The organism is Cobetia sp. MMG027 (assembly GCF_027947415.1).
Classification (GTDB): Bacteria; Pseudomonadota; Gammaproteobacteria; order Pseudomonadales; family Halomonadaceae; genus Cobetia; species Cobetia marina.
This window is the reverse complement of the sequence record NZ_JAQJIO010000001.1, coordinates 59821-83767: the sequence shown is the minus strand read 5'-3', so window position 1 is coordinate 83767 and position 23947 is coordinate 59821. Positions and strand designations below refer to the sequence as shown.

Below are 23947 nucleotides of genomic sequence, written 5' to 3'. Positions count from 1 at the left end.
GTCTCCCAGCATGCCAGCCCCACCGCCACCACGCTACTCGCCTAATGTCTCACCTTGCGCGGCAGACCTGGCATCCGCCGTCGAAGCCACCTCTTCGCTCGCGTGGGAAGCCGCCTGCAGAGCGGCCTGAATCGCCGTTGGCGACAGTCTGCCCGCCTCGAGGCCACCGCCCGCCTCTGCCGAGCCAGCGGACACGCCAGGATGAGGCCCGGTATGGGTCTCGATGACCTTGCCCAGACCGATCAAGCGCTCGCGCAGCGCACCGTTGACCTGGATCTCCACCGCCGCGAGACGCCGTACCAGAGCCGCCGGCCAGCGCGTACCCTCCAGGGTCAGACGCGCCCAGGGCTTGCTGCCGGAAGCGATGGACAGCGTCAGCTGCAGGTGATCATCCCGCGATGGCGGCTGGCGATACTGCCGCGCGGCGTGGGACCAGTTCAAGGTCAGCGTGACCGCCGGCTGCCAGTCCGCCTGCGCGACACGCAGGCGCAGATCGTTCTGGTTCAGGGGCGAGAGCGCCGCCATGAGGGCCTCGGCCGCCGCGCTGTCGGGGGCAAGCCCCCGCGTGTGCGGGGTATGGGATGCCTGCGGATGAGGCGCCAGACGCACCTCCACACGACTCAGCGCGGGCGGCCCCTGCCTCTCGTGCAGCAATGCGGACAGATCCAGCACCTCGCTTGCCGCCAGGCCGCCCCGCCAGTCCGGCAAGCCGATGTCGCGAGACAGTTCCAGCACCGGCGAATCCGGCAGCGAAAGCCAGCGCACGTAACGCCCCGGCAAGGCATCAGCACCACTGCGGGCAGCCGACGGCGTGCCGCCCAGTTGCAGACTCACCTCACCATCACTGCCGGTGACATTCACTACCGGAGACTGCCCCGCCAGCCCCAGCGCCTGAAGCGCCTGGTCAGTCGCGGGCTTGCGCGTGCGCAGGCGTGCCTCGTTCAGCTGGTGCAGCAGCCCGGTCACCTTGTCCTGACGCGCCGGCCAGTTGCCCAGTGATGCCAGCTGCCAATCCCCCTTCGGGTCTCGCGTCAGACTCAGCCAGTCCTGCGCCTCATCGGGATGGCGACGAATGCCGATTCTCTGCGCCGTCGCGGCGACATGCGACAACGCCGGCAGCGGTGTCAGGATGGCGCTTGAGGCCTCGCCCTCCTGAAGCGGAGCGCCTGGCCCGGCATCCGGAAACGAGCCCGACTCACGCGGGCCGAGCGTCAGAGCCCCGATCGCCAGCAACGAGGCCAGTGCTGTCAGCGCCCATCCGGCGCGATTGAAGCGACTCATGCGTCATCTCCCCTGCGGCGCTCGCCGCGATGATCCTCAGCGGCTCGGTCAGACGTGCTGGATGAGGCCGGCCTGTCGGATGCCGACGCCGTCTCGGCGCTGGTGGACGCGGACAGTCCCCCGCCACCGAGGCGATGACGACCGGGCTGACGATGGCCGGACAGTCGCCCGGCAGGGCGATAGCCCGCTCGACGGCTCGCGTGATAGCGCCGCCAGCAGATCAGCTCACCCAACAGGCCCAGCAACACCGGCAGCGCCAGCAAGGTCCAGAGACGAAGCCTGCGACGCAGATCATCACGCTCGGCATTCGCCGCGCGCTGCTGGCGCGCGAGTGCGCTCTCGAACGCCTGTTGCATGTCATCCAGTGCCGTTCGCTGGCGTGCCGCCTCCGCCTTGTCGGCCACCGGGGCAGCCCCCAGTGCACTCAGGCGCGACTGCCAGTCATTGCGCAGACGGGTTTCCTCGGCCGCCTGGCGATCCGCCAGCTGATGCAGTCGCGTCAACTCGCGCACCTGATGGGCACCGGCACGCAGCGCCACCAGCTCCGGGCTGCCCGCCAGCACATCCACCGCGTTCTCCAGCCAACGGGCATTGGCATTCAGCTCGTGCTCACTGCCGTCCGCCGCACTGCGCCGCCACAGGCGATCACTGGCCATGTCGACATCGCTGACCACCAGCAGCTGGCCCTCACGCCCGTCTTCATGCCCGTCGTCACGCGCTCCCTGACCCACTGGCGCCGGCCAGTGGGTCAGCACCGCCAGCCCACCCTCCTCGACGCCCTGTCCAGACAGGCCGGACAACGGCCGCGGGTCCATGCGGTTGGCGTACACCTTGTCGGCCGACAGCAGGCGCGTGGTATCGGCCCCTCGGATCAGCCACTGCCGCGAGGTCGCTGACGGTGTCTCCGCCATCTCCTCACGCGGGGCCAGCCAACCGGCGCTGGACATCACCAGCTGATCGACATTCTGGTTCAGCAAGGCATCCGACAGACGGTCCGGGCCGATGCCAAGCAGCGTCGGACTCAGGGCGCGCGTGCCGTCCAGCAGACCGATCGGCAAGGCAAGTCGGGTGTCCGCCACCACCTCGCCCGAACGTGACTCAAGTCCTGCATGGGCCAGCAAGGCGCTCAGAGCCTCAGAAGCCGGGGCTGGCTGATCGAGCATCTCGGGGAGCGGGTCCAGCATCATCAGCACTCGCCCACCACGATCCAGATAGTTACGGATCGCCGTCAGCGTCGCCGTCGGCAACAGGCGCGGGGCGATCACCAGCAGCGCATCCTGATCGGCGATCGGGCGCGTCGGGTCATCCCCGCCGGACAGCCAGTCGATGCGCAGGCGGGCATTGAGACGTTCCATCAGCCCCCAGCTGCCCAGTGCCCGGCCCTGCTCCATGCTCGGCTGACCCATCACCGGCAGGCTGGAGATCACGCCCAGACGGGGTGGCTGGGTGCGCGAGACTTCCTGGATCTGACGCGCGACCTGCGCTTCCAGTCCGCCGAGATCGGAGGCCTTGAGCATCGGGATCGCACGGCGCTCGGAATAGGGGCCATCGATGATCAGACCGAACAGCATTCTTTCACCGCCAGGCAGCGAAAGCGCCGTGAGTCCCTGGGCCTCGAGATCCGTGAAATCGGCACTGTCCGGCTGCGGGTCCACCCGCTTCAGGCGCACCTGAGGCTCACGCGCGAAGGCGCCCAGACGCGTCTCGATACGTGTCGCCAGCTCCCGCAGCTGGGGGAGGTCCGCGGCAAAGCGCTCGCTGTAGGCGAAGGTCAGCGTCACGGGGGATGTCAGCCGCGACAGCAGCTCCCGGCTGGCAGGGCTCAGGCTGTGCTGGCGGGTATCGGTGAGATCATGCGCCGTGATCAGCGGATTGGACGCGTTCGGGGATACCATGGCGGGCAGACGCTGGGCGGCCAGCAGCACGGCCGTGACACTTGATGCCACGGCCAGGGCGACCAGCCACTGGGGCGCCTGCCGACGCGTGTTGCGCTCCTGCTTGAGGCCACGCACCTGCAGCACCAGACCGGCCAGGGTCAACGACAGGAAGTAGCCGACATCCAGCAGCGCGGGGCGCCCTTCGCTGAAGGGCGTGAGATGGGCCGGCAGACTGATCAGGTCCAGCAGCTGCACCCAGTGTGGCGCCAGATGACGCGCCAGCTGTGCGGTCACTGCCGGCGTGCCCGGCAGCATCAACGCCAGCCCCAGCACCAGCGCCCCCAGCCAGGCCGAGAGCGCCGAGGGCGCACGGACCGCCAGCGCCTGACCGAGACTTGCCAGTGCCATCACCAACAGCGCCATGCCAAGATACCCGCTGAGCACAAGGCCGAGATCGGGATCGCCCAGCCAGTGGATCAGCACCAGCAATGGTGCCGTCATCGCCAGGCCCAGCCAGCCCAGCACACAGGCGCTTGCCAGGCGGGCGCCCGCCAGCCGCCATGGACCAAGCCCGAGCCCTGACAGCCATTCAAGCAGGCCATTGGCGCGCTCTTCCGGCCAGCCACGCAGGGCCAGCAACGGTGTCCATAGCACCAGCAGCCATGGCAATACCTGCCACAGCGCTCCCAGGTCCGCACGATCACGTGCCAGAAGATCACCGACCTCGAAGGCCCCCAGCGGGGCCAGCACCGCCATCACCACCAGCAGAGACCAGCTGGCCCCCTGGGTCATTGCCTGATGCAGGTCACGCCGCACCAGCGCCATCATCGCCCTCATGACGACACCTCCTGATCCGCATCCAGGGGGCGCTTCACGCGCGGCAATGGCGCGGGCTGCTCGGCCATGCGCGCCACCAGCTGACGGAATGCCACCTCGATGTCCCCCCGCTCATGCACGCACTCATCGAGCCGTATCTGCATGTAGCTGCACCACCGCGCCAGCGCGGAGCGCGGGTCCTGCCCGGGCCTGCCCACCAGTCGATAGGCCGGGTCCGCCATCAGGCGTCGCCCTGAGCGGGACACTCGCTCGGCGCCCTCGGGCGACACGGCGGTGATGGCCGCGACACCGGGCAGCCGCGAGACGCTGGCCAGTTCCAGCTCGCTGAGTTCACGGCTCAGGATCACCCGCCACACCGGCAGGGGCGACGTGCCGCCATGAGCGGCACCGAGTCGCTCACGATAGGCACTGGGCACCGCCTCGCTGACGGACAGGGCCGCCAGCGCCGCCGGCGTGTCATCGAAGCCCAGCTGGCCGTTGGCCATGACCAGCACGCGATCACAGATCCGCGGCACCTCTTCCAGCAGATGAGTGGAGACGATGATCAGACGCTCGCGCCCCAGCTCACGTATGAAGGCGCGCACGCTGTCCTTCTGCAGCGGGTCCAACCCATCGGTGGGCTCATCCAGCAGCAGGATGTCCGGGTCATGGGTCAGCGCCATCGCCAGTGCCACGCGCCGGCGATAGCCTTTGGATAACACGGCGCACAATTGATTGGCGAACGGCGTGATGTCGAGGCGATCCATCAAGGCAGGCAGGCGCTCCTTGCGAGTCCTGCGCGACAGACCATGCAGACCCGCGACGCACTCGAGCGTCTCGCGCACGGTAAGCTGCGGCCACAGTGGTGCCCCTTCCGGCAGATAGCCGATCCGTCGCTTCAGGCGATTGAGCTGACGCTGACCGGCTCGCCCATCGAAGGCCTCTCCCTCGAGCGTCAGTTCGCCATCGGTTGCCGCCAGGGTGCCTGCCAGCATACGCAGACTGGTGGTCTTGCCGGCGCCATTGGGCCCCAGCAGACCGATCACTTCGCCGCGAAAGGCCTTGAAGGAAAGTCCGGACACGGCCTGGTGAAGGCCGAATTGACGCCCCAGCCCCCGGCTTGCCAGCAGTGGCACAGGCGCAGGCTGATGGGGCAAGGGCACGGAAGACGATGCGGCAGAGGTCGCGTATGGGTCCTGCAAGTTACCCGCTCCTTGTGATGATGTGGGGCCTGCGCCCGAAAGATTGCAGCACAGGGTAAGCGGACAGCCTGCGCTCGCCAAGCCGGGCGCGCGCCTTCCAGTCTGCTGCGCTGCAAAATCCTGATATGCTGGCGCTATTCTGCCGCAAGGCGAGGCGCCGGACATCCGTGAGGCGCCGGGACCACGCGCTCACCCTTCCAGGAGTTCCCATGCCCGATCCGCACGTCAACTCGCCCTCTTCCGGCTCCCGTTCGAACGCCTCACCGACACCCGAGGACCTGGAGTCTTCCACGGACGAGCGCTCGACCAGGCGCCCGCAGCGTGACACACGCCTGCGCAATCGCCTGTTCTGGGCACTGCTGGCGGCAGCATTGATCACCGGCTTCTGGCTGATCTGAGGGCGGACTGACATGAGCGAGAGACTGACATGAGCGAGAGACTGGAATGAACGACATGCTGGCGCTGTTCGTCGCGACACTCAACATCACCGTGCCGGTCTTCGCGATGGTATTTCTGGGACTGGGTCTCAAGCGTCTCGGCTGGATCGATGACACCTTCATCGGCACCGCCTCTTCCCTGGTCTTCAAGGGCACCATGCCCGCACTGGTGTTTCTGTCCATCGTGCGAGCGGACCTCGATCACGCCCTGCGCCCCGGCATGCTGCTCTACTTCGCCTGCGCCACGCTTGGGACCTTCCTGCTGCTGTGGGGCTGGGCCATCTGGCGCATTCCGCTGAAGGAGCGCGGCGAGATCGTCCAGGGGGCGTTTCGTGGCAACTGTGCCATCGTCGGGCTGGCACTGGCAGCCAACCTCTATGGCGATCTCGGCCTGTCGATGGGCGGCATCCTGATGGGCGTCGTCATCCTGTCCTACAACATGCTGTCAGTGGTGGTGCTATCGAGTTATCTGGGCGATGGCCGCACCAGCTGGAGTGCCATCGCGCGCGGCATCATCACCAACCCGCTGATTCTCGGTGTCCTGGCGGCGCTGCCCTTCGCGGCGTTCAGCTGGCAGCTGCCCCAGTGGCTGGAAACCTCCGGCGACTACTTCGCGCGCATGACGTTGCCGCTGGCGCTGATCTGCATCGGCGGCACCCTCTCGATGCGCTCACTGCGTGAAGGCCGCCAGCTGGCGCTGAGTGCCAGCCTGATGAAGATGATCAGCGTGCCACTGGTGGCCACGGCCTTCGCCGTGCTGCTGGGCTTTCGCGGCACGGAACTCGGTGTGCTGTTCCTGTTCTTCGCCTCACCGACGGCGGCGGCAAGCTTCGTGATGGTGCGGGCCATGGGCGGCAATGATCGCCTCGCCGCCAACATCATCGCCATCAGTACCCTGATGGCCGCGCTCACCATCACCCTGGGCATCTTCCTCCTCAAGCTGAGCGGATTGGTCTAGCACCTTTCGGATGACGCAACGCAAGCGCCCCCGACAGCGAATGGCTGACGGGGGCGCTTGCGTCTGAAGCTCATGTCCCGGTCCCGGTCCCGGTCCCGGGCACGCGCCTGCGCGTGTTCAGTCAAGCTCCGCCGGGCTGACGAAGTGGTGCAGGTCCGCCAGACCTGCCGCCCAGATATCGGCATCCAGCCACGCCAGACTCGCGGTGGCAAAGGCCAGCTGAGTGCTGCCGGGGCCATCCACCAGCGCACTGGCCAGGCTCGACACCAGCGGGTTGTGGCTGATGATCAGCCAGTCACGCGGCTCACGCGCCTCGCTGCAGGGCGGGACGTGGGTCTGCAGCCAATCAAGCACCGGCGTGAGCGGGTCATCCGGGGTGATGATTTCCAGAGTCGTCTGTTGCTCACCGGCAAGCTTGAGCGCCGAGGAGACTTCCTGCGCCGTCTGCTGGGCACGGGTGAAGGGGCTGACGACGAGGGTCAGACGGGCACGGCGTTCCGCGGGCAACTGATGCGCCAGCCATTGCCCCATGCGGCGGGCTTCTTCACGCCCTCGGGCGCTCAATTCCCTGCTGGCGTCCGGCGAGCCGGAGCTTGCCTCCCCGTGACGCATGATCAATACACTCATGGCTTTCTCCTGAAGAGTGACTACCGCGCGGGACGAAGATCCGCCCTCGGCGGTCGATGACAGTGCTCGCACGGCCGGAGCGCCGAGCGAGGAACGGGATGGCACCACTCAGCCGATGCCACCCCATGGAATTGAGAGTCTTCAGGAGCCATCAGGTTCCAATTGACGCGCCTGCTTGACGGACTCGCGCGACAGCACGAACTCCACATCCGTGGATTGCTCACCGCCCATCAGGGCGCGGGCCATGTGGTGAGGATCGACATCCTCGAAGAGCACCTTGGCCATGCCATTCACCAGCGGCATGTAGATCTCCAGACGCTCTGACTCATCCTGCACCAGTCGCACCGTATTGACACCTTCCGCGACCTGCCCCAGCACCTCCACGGCCTGATCCAGAGTACGCCCCTCCCCGAGGGCGTAGCCGACCCGGTAGTTGCGCGACAATGGCGACGAGCAGGTGACGATGAGATCCCCCACGCCGGCCAGGCCGAGGAAGGTCATCGGATTGGCACCCTTGGCCACGGCGAAACGGCTCATCTCGGCCAGCGCCCGCGTCATCAGCATGGCGCGGGTGTTCTCCCCCATGCCCAGGGCCGCCGCCATGCCCGCGGCGATGGCGTAGATATTCTTCAGCGCCCCGCCCAGCTCCACCCCGTAGCGATCATTGCTGGCATAGACCCGGAAGTAATCACAGCCGAAGGCCGTCTGCACGCGTGCGCGGGTGAAGGGGTCATCCGAGGCGATCACCGTCGCGGTCAGCTGACGCTGAGCGATCTCACTGGCCAGATTGGGGCCGGAGAGCACGCCGATGTGGGAGAAGCCGGTTTCCTCTTCCAGCACCTCGCTCATCAGGGTGAAGCCTTCGCTCTCGATCCCCTTGGTGGTCGCGACCAGAATCTGCTCCTCGCGCAGATGCGGGCGCGCTTGACGCACCACACTGCGAAACGCCTTGGAGGGAATCGCCACGCACACCAGTTCCGCCTCCTTGAGGGCCTCTGCCATGTCGGTGGTGGCCCGCACGGCCGAGTTGATGACGAAATCCGGCAGATAGCCCGAATTGCGGTGCTCGGTGTTGACCTCTTCGGCCTGGCTTGCATCACGCATCCACTGGGTGACATTGGCACCATTGTCGGCGGCGATCGAGGCGATCGCGGTGCCGAAGCTGCCGCCGCCCAGCACACAGACATTCAAGCCGGCTGCCTGCGGTGCACTTTCCGAAAGCTCGCGATCACGGATGGCGCGACGAGGAGCGGGTGAAGAGGCAGACATGAAGACTCCTGGTAGTGGCGTAAGAAGGAGAAAGAAACGCGGATTCGGCAACTGTCGCGCATTGTACCTCTAGTCAGTGCCTGTCGTCGGCACCTGTCGGGCTGCCCACGCAAGCCAAAGCCTGCGTGGGCGATGACATCCTGACAGTGGTGGCGATGACGTCATATTCAACTCTCCTTGATGAGGGATGGCGAACACGAAAACGCCGACAACTCTCAAGGCAGGAGCCCCGGAAGTTGCCGGCGTCGTCACGAAGGCCGATGGCCATCGCGTCTTGCATCAGGCAGCGATCACCGCCCGGCAGTCAGTTCAGAGAGTCTTGAGCGCCGTGATCATGTCGCCCACCACCTTCTGACCATCGCCATAGACCATGCGCGTGTGGTCCAGATAGAACAGGTGATTCTCGACACCCGAGAAGCCTGCTCCCTGGCCACGCTTGATCACCAGCACGTTGCGTGACTGATCGGCATTGAGGATCGGCATGCCGTACAGCGGGCTCGAGGGATCGTTCTTGGCGACCGGATTGACCACGTCATTGGCGCCGATGACCAGCGTCACGTCGGTGTTCTCGAAGTCGTTGTTGATCTCGTCCAGGTCCGCGATCATGTCGTAGGGCACCCCGGCTTCCGCCAGCAGCACGTTCATGTGGCCCGGCATGCGACCGGCGACCGGGTGGATCGCGAAGCGCACTTCCACCCCACGCTCGCCCAGCAGCTCGACCATCTCCCAGACCTTGTGCTGCGCCTGGGCCACCGCCAGACCATAGCCCGGCACGATGATGACGCGCTCGGCGAAGGCCAGCTGCACGGCAGCGTCCATCGGATCAGAAGCCTTCATGCTGCCTTCGATCTCGCCCTGCTCCGCGCCGCTTGCGCCACCGAACTGCTTGAACAGCACGTTGCGGATCGGTCGGTTCATCGCCTTGGCCATCAGCTGGGTCAGCAGCGTACCCGCCGCCCCGACCACGGTACCGGCGATGATCATCGCGGCATTGCCCAGCACGAAACCTTCCATTGCCACCGCAAGGCCCGTCAGCGCATTGAACAGCGAGATGATCACCGGCATGTCCGCGCCACCGATGGGCAGTGCCAGCATGGCGCCGAACAGCAGTGCCAGCACGAAGAACACGATCACCAGCGAGCTTGACGGCTCCACCGCCGCGATCACCACCCCGAGATAGATCGCCAGGCCCAGCACGATCATGTTGATCAGCTGCTGATTCTGGAAATGGACAGCCTTCTTGATGCGCCCGTCCAGCTTGGCCCAGGCGATGATGGAACCGGAGAAGGCCACCGCACCGATCAAGGCACCGAGCACGCCCAGCCACAGGGCCAGCGAGCCGTGCTGCTCGATCAGCCCCGGGTTGTCGCTCATGCGCATCAGCTCGACCGCGGCGATCGCCGCCGCCGCGCCGCCGCCCATGCCGTTGTAGATGGCGATCATCTGCGGCATGTCGGTCATCGCGACCTTCTTGCCCGAGTACCAGGCAATGCCGCCACCGATCACGATGGCCAGCAGCATCAGCCCGTAGCGCCCGTCAATCTGCGGGTGCAGGAAGGTGAGCAGCGTGGCCACGACCATCGCGATCCCGGCCCAGTGGATGCCGCTGCGCGCCGTGGTGGGGTGCGACATGCGCTTGAGGCCCAGAATGAAGACCACCGCCGCGGCGAAATATCCTGTTTCGACCAGCCAGTTCATCAGCGAGCCTCCTTGTCGTTGATGGCGTTGGCCGCGTCAGCGCCCTTGCTGCGATCACTGGCCTTGAACATTTCCAGCATGCGCTCGGTGACGACGTAGCCGCCCACCGCATTCCCCGCACCCAGCAGCACGGCGATGAAGCCGATGAACTGCTGCATGCCGGTCTCGGCCTGGCCGAGGGCGATCATCGCCCCGACCAGCACGATGCCATGGATGAAGTTGGAACCGGACATCAGCGGCGTATGCAGGATCACCGGTACCCGGGAGATGACCTCGTAGCCGACGAAGGCCGCCAGCATCAGGATGTATATGGCTGAGAGTCCTTCGATCATGCGGCGTCCTCCGCGCGAGCGCGTACGTCATCGTGGGTGATGCGACCCGCTTCGGTCAGGCGCATCGGGCCGAGTACCGCATCCTCGAAGTCCAGCGACAGTTCGCCATCCTTCATGAAGGGTGTCAGCAGGTTGAAGAGATTCTTGGCGTACATCTCGCTGGCATTGACCGACAGGCTGGAGGCCATGTCCAGCGGGCCGAGCACCGTGACGCCGCCATGTTCGACCCGGGCACCGGGCTGGGTCAGCTCACAGTTGCCGCCCCCTTCCGCCGCCAGATCCACCAGCACGGCGCCGGGCTTCATGCCCTCGACCATCTCGCGGCTGATGATGCGCGGCGACGGACGCCCCGGAATCGCCGCGGTGGAGATCACCACATGGGCATCGCCCATGTGACGCGCCAGTGCCTCGGCCTGCTGGGCGCGCTCCTCATCGGTCAGCTCACGGGCGTAACCGCCCTCACCGGAGGCATCAACACCGGTATCGATCATCTTGGCCCCCAGCGACTCGACCTGCTCACGGGCGGCTGCGCGAATGTCATAGGCCCAGACCTGCGCGCCGAGACGCTTGGCGGTGGCGATGGCCTGCAGCCCCGCGACACCGGCCCCGACCACCACGACACGTGCCGGACGCACGGTGCCGGCAGCGGTGGTCAGCATCGGGAAGAATACCGAGGACTCGTTGGCCGCCAGCAGTGCGGCATGATAGCCGGCCACGGCGGCCTGGGAGGACAGGGCATCCATGCTCTGGGCACGCGAGATGCGCGGCACGAACTCCATGCACAGGCTGGTCAACCCGCGCTGGGCAAGCGTCTGGATCAATTGCGGATTCTGATACGGCGTCATCAGGGCCACGATGACCGCGCCCTCACGGAAGTCGTTGATCTGGGACTCGCTGGGCGTACGCACGCAGAGGATGAGGTCCGCCGCGGCACGTGCCGCCGGGATGTCCTGCTCGGCGACGATGGCGACTCCGGCCTGCTCGGCATAGGCGGCATCATCGAAGTGCGCATGGCGCCCGGCGCCGCTCTCCACGTGCACGATGGCGTCGCCGGAGTCAGCGATGGCGCTGTCCAGATGACGCGCCAGCTTGCCGGCCGTCACCGGGTCCAGCGCGACACGACATTCTCCGCGCGCCAGGGTGGGGTCTGCGCTGCCCTGCTGTCCGTCTGCGGCCTGCGAGACAGTATCGGGCGCACGCATTTCACGCACGACAAGAATATTCAGCATCGCGCACCTCGTTTCACATCCATGTTCATGCCAGAGGCTGCCAGCCTTGAAAGGTTCATGGCGTCGTTCCTGTTGAGCGCTGATTCGCGTCATCCCTGCCTGCCCGATGCGCTTTCAGCGACATTATTGTCTGTCACAGGTGAGGCGTGCCGGAATCGCAAGCCGCGGGTCACGCACGGCCAAGAGGCCTGACATCCCCTGTGACACGATGAGTGTCCAGTATCAGTCTTTTCTCGTCGGTGTATCAGGGTCAAGCGCTGCATTGCAAAAAAGGCAATAAAATCAATCATAAAGCTAACGTTATGCGCGACATAACAGTGAGCTTATGCCTGAACGACACTCCACATCTCGCCAAGCGACTGATTTCCAATGAGTTTGTGAATCAGGCCCTTCCAAGAATAGCTCAGCTTTGTGTTATGCATCGCATAATCTCGAGCTTATGGCTGTTGCCGCCATTGCCACGGGAAACGGGATGCCACCGAAGCAGCCTCCCCTCGTGATGGTGCCGACGTGAGTACCAGTGCATGATCCCGGCATTGCGCCCAGCGGATGCTCGGCCAGCGCTTGCACTGTCAGAAAGCGGTCCAGCCCTCTCGCCAGGCGCGGCTCAGGAAGAGCAGCTCATGCAGATCGGCGCGGCATTCGCCGCCGGCGGGCGTGTCCAGTCATCGACGAGTTCCGCCTCGACACCCTGCGCCTGACCGAGTACCTGCGCCGCCTCGAGACTGCCCTCTTCAGGACGATGGAACGGGGCACCCAGGCGCTCACGGAACGCTTCGAGCGTCGTGTCATCGCCCTGCTCGACCCGCGCGATCACTTCCAGCAACAGATGCGTGCGCGGCACGTAGAGCGGGTTCATACCCAGCATGGCGAGGCGCCGCTGGCGCTCATCATCGGCGGAGAGCCCGATGGCCATGACACGTGTCTGATAGCGTGCAAGCCAGGCCGAGGCTTCATCGCGCGCCTCTGCCGAGTTGCCGTGCGGCCCACGCTCGCCCGCCAGGCGCACGACCAGCGCTTCCGGCGCGGCCTGCGTGACATCCCAATGGCTGAGCAGACGATAGGCGTGGGTGTGATCCACCTTGCCGGCCGCCAGCAGCTCACGCCATTGCTGCACCAGTGTCATGTCCTCATCCCGGGAATCCGGCAGCCCGAGACGCGCGCGCATCAGGCGAGCATATTCGCGCTGCAACTCGCCTTCATAGGCGCCCAGCGCGGCGGAGAGCGCTTCCACATCGATCAGCGGCGACAGCGCAATCCCGAGGCGCTCCAGGTTCCAGAGCCCGATGCCCGGCTGCTGGGCAAACCCATAGCGCCCGGCCTGGTCGGTATGGTTGGGGATCAGATTCTCTTCGTAGCCATCGAGGAAGGCATAGGGGCCATAATCGAAGGTCAGCCCCAACAGCGACATGTTGTCGGTGTTCATCACGGCATGCACGAAGCCATACGCCTGCCAGGCCGCGATCAGTTTCGCGGTGCGAGTGATCACTGTCTCGAACATCAAAAGCGCGGCGGCGATGCGCGTCTCATCCGCCAGCGGCGCGCTGGGCGCTTCACCTGCGCGCGATGCCCCTTTCTCCGTGTCGGGCAGACACTCCGGGAAGTGCTCCCGCAGGGCGTGGTCGATCAACGTCTTGAGGTCGGCGTGACGGCCGGAGTGCGCCAGCCACTCGAAATGTCCGAAGCGCAGATGACTCTCGCAGACCCGCAGCACGGTGGCACCGGGCTCGAGCGTCTCGCGCTGGACCTGCTCGGCATTCACCGCCAATGCCAGCGCGCGACTGGTCGGGATGCCCAGCGCCGCCATGTACTCACTGGCCAGATACTCGCGCACGCTGGAGCGCACCACCGCCTGCCCATCACCGAAGCGGGAATATGGCGTACGCCCGGCTCCCTTGAGATGCAGGTCGAAGACGCTGCCGTTCTCGGTCTGAAGCTCACCGAGCAGCATGCCGCGCCCATCGCCCAGCTGCGGGTTGTAATGACCGAACTGGTGCCCGGTGTACTTCTGGGCCAGCGCGTCCATGCCCGGCAGCAGGCGCTCCCCTGCCATCAGCAGGCGAAGTGACTCGCGATCCTCCCGGCTTGACGCCATTTCCGCCACCAGCGAGTCCAGGCCCAGCAGGCGGGCGCAGTCAGGACTCACATCGGCCAGGCGAGTGCCTTGACGTGGCTGCGGCGCAACACGACTGAAGAAGTGCTCCGGCAGACGGGCGTAGCGGTTGTTGAAGCTCAATGACATCAGATCAGGCACGTTATCTCCGACAGCCGGGCTGTCTTCGCTGGGTTCATTCATCGGAAAGCGGGTCGCGCGGACGCGGTGGCGTGACGGCACCATCCGGGGATTCACGGGAGCTACGCTCCTCGTCACTGCCAATCCCAGGGGCTGTCGCGGGAGGCGCTTCAGGGGTCAACAGGCTACGCAGCCCCCCTGGCGGACGCCCCGGCGGCAACTGGCTGGCCATGTCATACAGCTTGCGCGCCGTGCTGTCCCTGTGCGCCTGACGCTCCAGCGCCTGGAGGCCGTCGTCGTGACGAGGCCGGGTCTGCACGTCGGGGGCCAGCTCGGCACCGGTCTGTCGGTGCTCGGCGGCGGCCCGAGTCGGTCGCACTGGTTCGTCGACGGCCTGATGAGTCCGCTTGAGCATCAGACGCTTGCGGGGCGTCAGGGCGAGTTCGGCCAGCCGCGCGCGCCCCCACCAGGGGTGAGGGGCACGGCTGCCATGGGCAGCCCCCGCCGCCTGCCCCCCCGCGGCCGGACGCCACATCGCCAGCATCTCGGCGGGCAACTCCTGGATCAGAGGGAAGCGCTCACTCTCGGCCTGCGCCTGCCACCAGTGGCTCAGCCGTTCGTTGAGCACCAGCAGCTGTCGTGCCCGCGTGGCAGCGGTGTAGGTCAGATTGGTGACCAGCACCTGATTGGCAAGCTGCTGTCGTTCACCGGGCAACATCAGGTCATCCGCCAGCACGACGCAATCGAACTCCAGGCCCTTGGCGCGGAAGACGGTCCCGAGCATGACGCAAGGCAGCGTGACGGTCTGGTCGGCCAGGATGGCGGCCTGCAGATCACCATCCTGCCTGCGCAGCTCACCGATCCATTGGTCCAGCGGCGCCTGCGCGTACCAGGAGGCCAGCTCGTGCAGGCTGCGCGCCTGATGATCATCGAGGCGCGCGAGAGCCCCCAGCACCTGTGCCGGGGTCTGGCCAAGCCGCGTCAGTGCTGGCGGCAACTGACGCCACCATTGCTGCTGCTCGTGCCTGTCGCCCTGCTCCGCCAGCTGGTGGCAGCGCCACAGGCGCCAGTGGTCCAGCAGACCCGCCAGTGGATAGCCTTCGATGCCGTCCAGCCATGCCACCGCGATGCCACGCTGATGCAGTGCCAGCGCTTCACCCAGCGCCGCGATGGGCCCGGCACTGATCACGGCATGTCGCGCGCCGGCGGTCAGCAAGGCCTCACGCACACCCGGTGCCGCCAGACGCGTGGCAGGCCCGAGACCGCTCATGGCCTGCTCACGCGAGGTCGGGGAACAGGCCGCCAGACGCGTTCCCAGCGCGGCCAGTGACGGCCCGAATCGCCAGGCCCCCGGCAGGGAATAGACGGTGGCATCGCCAAGCAGCGGCGAATCCAGCGAGCTCAGTCCCTCGGCCTGGCGTGCCAGACTCTGGTGTGGGTCGCCGATCAGCAGCAGATCACAGCGCTGGCGTCTCAGCATGGCCAGCAGCGCCGGCGTGGCGTCCTGGGCCTCATCCAGCATGACCAGATCGGCATCGAGCGACTGACCATGCTGGGACCACAGCTTGAGCAAGGCATTGAAGGACAGCGCCTGCTGATGGTCCGCCGGGTCCAGCAGGCACTCCCACACCAGTCGCATGCTCTCGACCAGCTGGCGCAGCTCATTGGCGCTCAAGCGGTCGGCGCAGCCCTCCGGCAGATGCTCCGGCATGGGCACGGCATCACTCAGCGTGAAGAAGGTATTGAGTCCCTGGGCGATCAGGCTGCGCGACTGACTGGACAGGCTGCCCAGCCAGTTGAGGCTCTGGGGCGACAGTCGGCGCGTGATGTCCGGCTGCCGCTTGAGCTTGTCGCCGTACTCTTCCTGCAGCGCCTGACGCGCCAGCTGGTGCAACGACAGGGACTGGACATTGGCCGGCAGCTGGCTGGCCGTACGTCCCGCGACCGCCGGGTTGAGTGAGGTATAGATGAGGATCTCATCGGCATAGGTCCGCGCCAGCTCCACCATCAGGACGGTCTTGCCGCTGCCGGCACAGGCTCGCACCACCACGCAATCGCTGTTCTCGGCACTGGTGGCCGGCGTGCGATCGCGCAGTCGCGAGGGAAAGGGGTGGGCGAGAATCCGCCGTTGATCATTGCTCAGATGCATCGGGGCATGATCCCTTCTGTCAGACCGTGGGACAAGCGATTCACGCAGGACGATATCCAGCACCAGGGCTCACGACAAGACACCATTGGCCGCCAGGCGCTCACGCACGGTACGGATCAGGCCGCGATTCCAGCGCAACAGCTCATTGAGCGTCGCGAAGTAGGCCTCGCCCCGGGTCGAATAGGCGCCCAGCATCGGGATGAGATCCTCGGCGCGCACCCGCTCGCCGGCATTGCGCAGGCGGGCCCGCAGCTGGCGCATCCTGGCATAACGCGGGTTGGCATTGAGGTTCTGGTAATAGGCCGCCAGCCCCGCCTCCAGACTCTCGAAGCGCTGATATTCACGCCCTGCCCGGCCGGTACCGCAGCCGGAGGTGAAGCAGCGCATGCCGAACAGATTGTTGGCGTTGCGGGCGTGACCGGACGTCCCCCAGCCGGACTCCTCGATGGCCTGTACCATCACCATGTCCAGTGGCAGGGTATCGATGCTCGCCAGCAGGTCGTCCCAGGGAATGCCGATGTCCGCGGCGCTGACGCTGCAGCGCTGCTGCGCCTGCTCGCACAGGGCATTCAATCGCTCCTGCTCACGCTCGCTGTAGTCTCTGCCGGCCTCGCCTGCTCGCCGACGCATCGCCTGCAGCCAGTCACGCTGCTCCGAAAGACGCTGATTCTGGGCCACCACCAGCGGGATCATCAGCTCGAAGAAGGCGACCTTGCGTGGATTGCCGGCAGCAAGGACACGCAGGTCCGGCATCTGATGGGTGGTGTCCCTGACCAGCAGCTCGTCATCCAGGCGTGCCGCCTCGGCGACCGAGCACACGGCCATCACCACCATCAAAAGGCAGAGGCCGGATCGACGTTGCATGCGTGACCTGGCAAAACGGCGCAGGAGTCGCTCGCCGGCGGCCAGCAGGCCACGAGCCATCGCGAGAGGCTGCAGGGACTGACGGCGGTTCGGGAGTCGACAGGAAAGCAGGTAGGTCATGCGCGGCGCTCATGTGATGAGACATGTGATGAGAATGGACACATCCAAGACGCATAATCACTGGCAGCGTATCTCATGAGGCTGCATGAAACCCCAAAAATGCCGTCTGGAGAAGCCCATCTCATCGCCAGCGACACGAAAGACTGACAGGCTGACAGGCACGGTTGCTGAAATACACGATGCCTGAAACGCACGATGCCCCCGCAGCCGGGGCTGCGGGGGCATCACGTCAAGCATGGCCGGTCACGAACGACCTGTCACGACGGGCACTCGAGCCTCCACGTGACGTGTTCGGTCAGTCGTCTCAGGCGCTGAGCATGCCGTTCAGGCGACGCACGTAGGCGGCCGGGTCTTCCAGCGCGCCACCTTCGGCGATGATGGCCTGATCGAGCAGCACGTGAGCGAGGTCGGTGAAGTAGTCGCCGTCGCCGCCTTCCAGACGCGAGACCAGGGCGTGCTCCGGGTTCAGCTCGAGAATCGGCTTCACTTCCGGCAGCGGCTGGCCGGCGGCTTCCATCATCTTGCGCATCTGGTAGCCCATCTCGTGCTCCGGCAGCACCACGCAGGCCGGGGAATCGGTCAGGCGGTGCGTGATACGCACTTCCTGAACGCTATCAGACAGCGCTTCCTTGACACGCTTGACCAGATCTTCCTTGGCCTTGGCAGTCTCTTCCTGGGCCTTCTTCTCTTCCTCGTTCTCGACATCGCCGAGATCGAGATCGCCCTTGGCGACGTCGGCGAAGGACTTGCCGTCGAACTCGGTGAGGTGGCTCATCAGCCACTCATCGATACGGTCGGTCAGCAGCAGAACCTCGATGCCCTTCTTGCGGAAGATCTCGAGATGCGGGCTGGACTTGGCGGCGTTGAAGCTGTCGGCGACAAGATAGTAGATCTTGCTCTGACCTTCCTTCATGCGCTCGACGTACTGGGCCAGCGACTGATCCTGAGTGGCACTGTCGGTATGCGTGGTGGAGAAGCGCAGCAGCTCGGCGATCTTCTCGCGGTTGGCGTAGTCTTCCGCCGGGCCTTCCTTGAGCACGGAGCCGAACTGGTTCCAGAAGGTCTGGTACTGCTCGGGGTCCTTGGCCAGCTTCTTGAGCATGTCCAGGCCACGCTTGGTCAGCGCGGACTTGAGCTTGTCGACCTGCGGGTCCTGCTGCAGCAGCTCACGCGAGACGTTCAAGGACAGGTCATTGGTGTCCAGCACGCCCTTGATGAAGCGCAGGTACAGCGGCAGGAACTGTTCGGCGTCGTCCATGATGAAGACGCGCTGCACGTAGAGTTTCAGGCCACGCGCGGCATCACGCTGGTAGAGGTCGAACGGCGCACGACCCGGCACGAACAGCAGGCTGGTGTACTCGAGCTTGCCCTCGACCTTGTTGTGGCTCCAGCTGAGCGGGTCGGAGAAGTCGTGAGAGACGTGCTTGTAGAAGTTCTTGTACTCCTCGTCGCTGACCTCGGACTTGGAGCGCACCCACAGCGCAGTGGCGGAGTTGGCGGTTTCCCAGTGGATCTGCTCGTTGCCTTCCTCGTCCTTCTCGACACGCTGCATGCGCACCGGCAGTTCGATGTGATCGGAGTACTTGGTGACCAGGTTGCGCAGGCGATGTTCATCGGCGAACTCGAGGGCATCGTCCTTGAGGTGCAGCACGATCTCGGTACCGCGCTCGGCGCGCGCGATGTCCGCCACGCTGAACTCGCCCTCGCCACGGGACTTCCACTCGACACCCTGGTCGGCATCGAGGTCGGCGCGACGGGTGCGCACGGTGATCTCGTCGGCGACGATGAAGCCGGAATAGAAGCCGACACCGAACTGGCCGATCAGACGCGAATCCTTCTGCTGGTCACCTGACAGGTTCTTCATGAACTCGGCGGTGCCGGAGCGCGCGATGGTGCCCAGATTGGCCACCACGTCATCGCGGCTCATGCCGATGCCATTGTCACGCAGGGTAATGGTCTTCGCGTCGGCATCGTGCTCGATCTCGATGCGCAGCTCGCTGTCGTTGCCGTAGAGGGCATCGTTGTCCAGCGCCTGGTAGCGCAGCTTGTCGCAGGCATCCGCGGCGTTGGAGACCAGCTCGCGCAGGAAGATCTCGCGATTGGAGTACAGCGAGTGGATCATGAGGTGAAGCAGCTGCTTCACTTCTGTCTGGAAGCCATGCGTTTCGGTGTGGGTGGCGGTGGTCATCGTGAAGGACCCCTCTATGTCTGTGCCTGATGTGGAAACCGGCGGCAACCTGCGTCACCGCTGCAAGGTGGTGGCGAAGGCTCGCCCGTCATTCTCGGGGACGGGTCGAGTCACGCTCTCGTGGACCAGATATGGGGCAAGGATGAACGATTTCAAGGCACTAGAGGCAGCATATTGCGCTTGGCGTCACGCTGATTCCTTCAGCAGGTTCTGCCAGCAGGTTCCGTCAGGCCAGGCGTGAGACGACAGGGCACCCGCGCGGGGTGCCCTGAGGTGTCGCTGACGAAGGTGGTTGAGGATCAGACCTCTTCATCTCTTGCCAGAGGTTCCAGCACGAAATGCATGCGCGCACTGGCGACCGGCCGTTGACTGGAGTGCTGCCAGGCACTGACGCGCACGTTGGCCATGCGCCGTCCCTCGCGCAGCACCTCACAATCGATGCGCGTGACACTGTCACCCCGCGCCGTGGCCAGATAATCGATGGAGAAATCGATCAACTTGGGCAGACGCGCCTGACGCCCTCCACGGCCATTCAAGCGCAGCACCTCGAGCGTGGCGGCCGTCTCCATCGCGGCCGCCAGCACGCCTCCATGCACGGCGGGCAACATGGGGTTGCCGACGTTCTCGGGCATGGCGGCCATCGCATAGCGAAGCGGGGTGGTCGGCAGCGGGTCATCCTCTGCCAACGAGGAGGGCGCCAGGGAGCACAGGCCCAGCCCGATGGCTCTGGCGTAGGGCAGGCTTGCCAGCAGGTCGGCAAGATCCCCTCGGGTGCGCTGGCCTTCGACGAAACGCCGGGCATGCTGCAGCCCGTTCCCCGGACGGCTGACGAACGGCTGCGACACAGCAGGGAGCGCCTCGTCGTCAGCGGTCTTCTGCGGGTCATCGATGACAGAGCCGGCCGCCCCCGTCGATGGGCGACCCTGCGCGGCGGCCATCAGCGCCTCGCCAAATCCCGGAGGCGTATTGCGCGCCCCCAGGCGAACGAAGTTGCCGATGGCGCGACACAGAAGCTTGCCCGGTTGCTGCCAGATCTGCGCTTCGGTGAAGACCATCGACTCGGTGACACGCAGGACGCGTGCCTCGCCGATCAACGCCATGCCTTCCACCCCGGGACGATAATGATCGAGGCGCAGATCCAGCGTCGGGCAGACTTCCGGACGCTCAAGGCCCGTCAGGACGGCACTGCCGCACAGGGTGTCGGCGAACATCGTCAGCACGCCGCCGTGCACCAGGTGGCGATGCGGGTCCCCCACCAGTGCCGCCTGCCAGGGTAACGTCATGCGCACGGCTGGCGCGGCGACCTCATCGACACTGACCTGCAATCTCGCGGTATGCGGAATGAAGCTCACGAACCCCGTCAGCGCCCTCACCCAGCTGGCGTCATCCAGCCCTCCTCCCGCCGCCGGCACGTCAGCGCGATTGACGGCCAGCCCCAGCAGACTGTGCGGCCCGTCTTCCGTCGCCTCCGACGCCGTCACATCCATAGCGGCATCGCGATCAGCGCGAGGGAGACCAGATAGCCGACGCCCCACAGCAGGGAGCGCAAGAGCGCGATATTCGCCAGATAGCAGCCCCAGTACCCCAGACGCGCCAGCACGAAGATCACCGCCAGAGTGGTGGCGATCGGCGCGCCGGGTGCGACGATGACACTCACCAGCACCCCGGCGGCAAACAGCGGGAATGCCTCGTTGCTGTTCTGATGCGCGGCGAGCGCACGCGCCCCGAAGCCCGTGAGTTCGCGCTGCTGCGCGCGGGGGTCATGGTTGTCATAGCGTCCGGTACGTTGCTGGGCCCAGGCGACGGGCGCCTTGGTCAGCACCAGCATCAGCGCCGCGAACAGCAGACAGGCATAGATCAGCATGCAGGATTTCCTCGAGACTCGTCATGAAAGGCATCGTCCGCCAGGGCGCGTGTGCATGTCACCGGCACGACGCGGTTCAAACTGGTGTTTGATGATCCCTCACGAGCATGACAGGTGATCCCCATCGCCGCCATGCGGCCAATGGGCAGTGCCCTGCCACCGCATGATCCGCCAGCGCCGTCAGGGTGCCGAGGGATCGGAAGGCTCGGGGTCAGGGACCTCGCCGCGCCACAGGCGATAGTCGGCCAGCGCATCATCGAGCTTGCCGAGCAACCAGGTCACGATCACCAGATCATCCAGAATCCCCAGCCCCACCAGCATGTCGGGGATCAGGTCCAGCGGCGAGACCAGATAGAGCAACGCACCTGCGGCCAGTCCCAGCGCCTTCCACGGCACCGGACGATAACGTCCACTGATCACGTCACGGCACAGCGGAACGAGTGTACGCAATGCCGCGCCGGCCTTGCCCAATACGTGTCGGCGACCAAACAGGCGGGTCAACCACATTGCCTTGCCCATGGGAACACTCCTCGTACATTGCCTGTATCGCAGGTATTGCATGTATTGTGACTGTCAGCATCCATCGACACTGTCATTCCTCGTCATCGGCTGCCACGATAGCCCTCAATGGGTGCTATCTCTGCAACCCCTGATACACGACATCGGGGCACTGGGGCGTCTACGCAAGATGCGGGCGACGCCTCAGCCCTCTTCACCTCGTTCATCGCAGGAGTCTCCAGGTGACACTAGGCAAGTTCGTATCCCCACCGGGCCGCGGCGCCCGCGCCATGCGCCGCCTCACATCGTTGCGCCATTTGACAAGCCTGGGTCTGCTGCTGGGCCTCAGCCTGCCGCTGCAAGCGGCCACCCCCAGTGATCAGAGCTTCCGCGCTGCGCTGGAGGATGCCCGAGCCAAGCGCTTCCAGGATATCCAGCAGGTCGCCGTCAACGGCCATGTGCTGGAAGGCTATATCGAATATCACCAGCTCAAGGCACGCCTGCCCTACGCAACGCCGGCGGAAGTCCTGTCCTTCATGGAGCGTCACGCCGATTCCCCCCTGGCGGAGTGGATGCGCGGCCAGGCCATCTCGGCCTACGGGCGCACCGGACGCCATGATGCTTTGCTCGAGGTCAGCGATGGCGTGCCGGCCGGCGCTAGCCGTCAGTGCCATTACTACACGGCACAGCTGAACAATGATTTCGCCAGCGCCTCGCAAGGCGGCCTGAAACTCTGGCATGTCTCGGGCTCGCAGGATTCCGCCTGTGACCCGCTGTTCTCGACGCTGCGCGAACGTGACGTGATCGATGATCAGGCCGTCTGGGAACGCATGATGCTCGCCTGGGCCGCCGGTCAGGGCAGCATGGTCAGCTACCTGGAACGCCAGCTGTCGGGCAACTGGCAGCAGGCCATCGCCGCACGTGAGCAGCTGGACGGCAACTTTGCCGCCATTACCCGGATTCCGACCGATCTGGGTCACGGTGGGCATGCCTTTGCCGCGCTCAGTGTCGCTGCCATGCATGGCTTCGTGCGCGCGGATACCGAGGCAGCCCTGGAGGCCTGGCGCAAGGTCAGCCCGCACATGCCGCTGAGCGATGAGCAGCGTCATGAGGTCGAGCGTGATCTGGCCTGGTATTCCCTGGTGCGTGACATTCCCAACAACCAGGGCTGGGTGGATGAGCGCCTGGCCATGCTCGATGATGAGGAGCTGTTCGACCTGCGCATGCGCAATGCCATTCGCGATGGCGCCTGGGGCGAGGTACGCGAATGGGTCCTCAAGATGCCGGAACGCTTCAGTGGCGAAGCCCGTTATCAGTACTGGCTGGGCCGTGCGGATGACAGCCTGGGACGCCGGGATGAGGCACGCGCCGCCTGGGCACGCGCCAGTGGCGAACGCAACTTCTATGGTTTCCTCGCCTCGGACCGGATCGGCAAGGCCTATTCGCTCAATCGCGATGACCAGACCTTCGATGATGCGCAACTGGCAGAGATTGCCCGCACCCCGGCCGTCAGGCGTGTCAGGGCGCTGATGGAGATCGATGAGATCGGTCTGGCGCGTTCGGAATGGTTCAATGCCGTGAGTCAGGCCGATGACGCCGGCGCGCGTCGCCTGGCGGCTTACGCCCTCAAGCAGCAGTGGTATGACCTGACCGTGTTCGCGACCATTCGCGGCAAGCTGTGGGATGGCCTGTCCTGGCGCTTCCCGCCCGCCTGGCAGCAGGACTTCCAGCGCTATGGGGCCAACGCCGGCGTGGACCCCTGGATGCTGATGGCACTGGCGCGTCGCGAGAGCGCCTTCAATCCTACCGCCACCTCGCCCGTGGGTGCCCGTGGGCTGATGCAGCTGATGCCGGGCACGGCGGCCAAGGTCAGTCGTGACCTGGGGCTTGCCACGCCCAGCCATGCCGCGCTCGGTGACCCGGACACCAACATCCGCCTCGGCAGCACCTATATCCGCGAGATGCTGGACCGCTACTCCGGCAATCGCCTTGCGGCAGCGGCGGCCTACAACGCAGGCCCGGGCCGCGTGGATCGCTGGCTGGCCGATACCCCGCGCGAATATGACCGCTTCGTCGAGCGCATTCCCTTCAAGGAAACCCGTGAGTACGTCAAGGCAGTACTGGCGTATCGCGTCATCTTCGAGTCGCTGGCCAAGGGCACGAGCGACGGCGTCAGAGTGGTCAGTGAGCGCGAGGTCAATCAGCCCTACACCACCGCGCTGGTGGACCGCCGCTGAAGAGAATCATGCCGAACGTCCAGCGCACGCGCTGACAGACCACTCGTGACGTCACACACGACAACGCC

At 65.6% G+C, this 23947-nt stretch carries 18 protein-coding genes; 3 read left to right on the top strand and 15 right to left on the bottom strand.

Annotated elements, in window-relative coordinates; all coding sequences use genetic code 11:
- Positions 1-33: 33 nt before the first annotated feature.
- Genes PJK54_RS00355 through PJK54_RS00345 form a run of 3 tightly spaced genes read right to left on the bottom strand, consistent with a single transcriptional unit; the run spans position 34 to position 5176 of the window.
- Complete coding sequence (locus PJK54_RS00355; RefSeq protein WP_271301946.1) at positions 34-1281, bottom strand: DUF4340 domain-containing protein; 1248 nt, start codon at positions 1279-1281, stop codon at positions 34-36.
- A complete protein-coding gene (locus PJK54_RS00350) occupies positions 1278-3995 on the bottom strand; it encodes a GldG family protein (protein WP_271301945.1) in 2718 nt (905 codons plus the stop codon). Before PJK54_RS00350 ends, PJK54_RS00355 begins: the two co-directional genes overlap by 4 nt.
- Positions 3992-5176, bottom strand: a complete 1185-nt coding sequence (locus tag PJK54_RS00345; protein ID WP_167593040.1) for an ABC transporter ATP-binding protein — start codon at positions 5174-5176, stop codon at positions 3992-3994. Before PJK54_RS00345 ends, PJK54_RS00350 begins: the two co-directional genes overlap by 4 nt.
- 209 nt (positions 5177-5385) lie before the next feature.
- Between PJK54_RS00345 and PJK54_RS00340 the strand changes: the two genes are divergently transcribed.
- A complete protein-coding gene (locus tag PJK54_RS00340) occupies positions 5386-5574 on the top strand; it encodes a hypothetical protein (RefSeq protein WP_077372345.1) in 189 nt (62 codons plus the stop codon).
- 46 nt (positions 5575-5620) lie between these two features.
- The gene (locus PJK54_RS00335) at positions 5621-6571 is read left to right on the top strand and encodes an AEC family transporter (protein WP_077372342.1); all 951 of its coding nucleotides are present in this window, start codon (positions 5621-5623) and stop codon (positions 6569-6571) included.
- A gap of 117 nt (positions 6572-6688) precedes the next feature.
- On the opposite strand, the gene sixA is transcribed toward PJK54_RS00335, so the two are convergent.
- From sixA to PJK54_RS00275, 12 genes are all read right to left on the bottom strand, one after another.
- Positions 6689-7198, bottom strand: a complete 510-nt coding sequence (gene sixA / locus PJK54_RS00330; RefSeq protein ID WP_077372339.1) for a phosphohistidine phosphatase SixA — start codon at positions 7196-7198, stop codon at positions 6689-6691.
- A 141-nt stretch (positions 7199-7339) separates the two neighbouring features.
- Positions 7340-8467, bottom strand: coding sequence for an NAD(P)H-dependent glycerol-3-phosphate dehydrogenase (locus tag PJK54_RS00325; protein ID WP_077372336.1), 1128 nt, complete (start codon positions 8465-8467; stop codon positions 7340-7342).
- Between the two features lie 309 nt (positions 8468-8776).
- Positions 8777-10165 (bottom strand): NAD(P)(+) transhydrogenase (Re/Si-specific) subunit beta, encoded by a 1389-nt coding sequence (locus PJK54_RS00320; protein WP_077372333.1) that lies wholly within the window; start codon positions 10163-10165, stop codon positions 8777-8779.
- Complete coding sequence (locus PJK54_RS00315) at positions 10165-10497, bottom strand: NAD(P) transhydrogenase subunit alpha (protein ID WP_077372330.1); 333 nt, start codon at positions 10495-10497, stop codon at positions 10165-10167. Before PJK54_RS00315 ends, PJK54_RS00320 begins: the two co-directional genes overlap by 1 nt.
- Positions 10494-11726 carry an NAD(P) transhydrogenase subunit alpha gene (locus PJK54_RS00310; RefSeq protein ID WP_205632706.1) on the bottom strand — a complete coding sequence of 411 codons (1233 nt, stop codon included), beginning with the start codon at positions 11724-11726 and terminating at the stop codon, positions 10494-10496. Before PJK54_RS00310 ends, PJK54_RS00315 begins: the two co-directional genes overlap by 4 nt.
- Before the next feature lie 607 nt (positions 11727-12333).
- A complete protein-coding gene (locus PJK54_RS00305) occupies positions 12334-14022 on the bottom strand; it encodes a protein adenylyltransferase SelO (protein ID WP_271301944.1) in 1689 nt (562 codons plus the stop codon).
- Positions 14015-16108, bottom strand: coding sequence for an AAA family ATPase (locus PJK54_RS00300; protein ID WP_077372324.1), 2094 nt, complete (start codon positions 16106-16108; stop codon positions 14015-14017). The genes PJK54_RS00305 and PJK54_RS00300 overlap by 8 nt, the downstream gene beginning before the upstream one ends.
- A gap of 69 nt (positions 16109-16177) precedes the next feature.
- A complete protein-coding gene (locus tag PJK54_RS00295; protein WP_077372321.1) occupies positions 16178-17092 on the bottom strand; it encodes a glucosaminidase domain-containing protein in 915 nt (304 codons plus the stop codon).
- 304 nt (positions 17093-17396) lie between these two features.
- On the bottom strand, positions 17397-19280 hold the full coding sequence (htpG, locus tag PJK54_RS00290) for a molecular chaperone HtpG (RefSeq protein WP_077372318.1): 1884 nt from the start codon (positions 19278-19280) through the stop codon (positions 17397-17399).
- 299 nt (positions 19281-19579) lie between these two features.
- A complete protein-coding gene (locus PJK54_RS00285) occupies positions 19580-20767 on the bottom strand; it encodes a PaaI family thioesterase (RefSeq protein WP_258038159.1) in 1188 nt (395 codons plus the stop codon).
- Positions 20758-21144 (bottom strand): MAPEG family protein, encoded by a 387-nt coding sequence (locus tag PJK54_RS00280; protein WP_077372316.1) that lies wholly within the window; start codon positions 21142-21144, stop codon positions 20758-20760. Before PJK54_RS00280 ends, PJK54_RS00285 begins: the two co-directional genes overlap by 10 nt.
- 180 nt (positions 21145-21324) lie before the next feature.
- Complete coding sequence (locus PJK54_RS00275) at positions 21325-21663, bottom strand: YkvA family protein (protein WP_077372313.1); 339 nt, start codon at positions 21661-21663, stop codon at positions 21325-21327.
- Between the two features lie 221 nt (positions 21664-21884).
- Here PJK54_RS00275 and PJK54_RS00270 point away from each other — a divergent pair, with 221 nt between their 5' ends.
- Positions 21885-23879, top strand: a complete 1995-nt coding sequence (locus PJK54_RS00270; protein ID WP_271301943.1) for a transglycosylase SLT domain-containing protein — start codon at positions 21885-21887, stop codon at positions 23877-23879.
- The last annotated feature ends 68 nt before the right edge of the window (positions 23880-23947 follow it).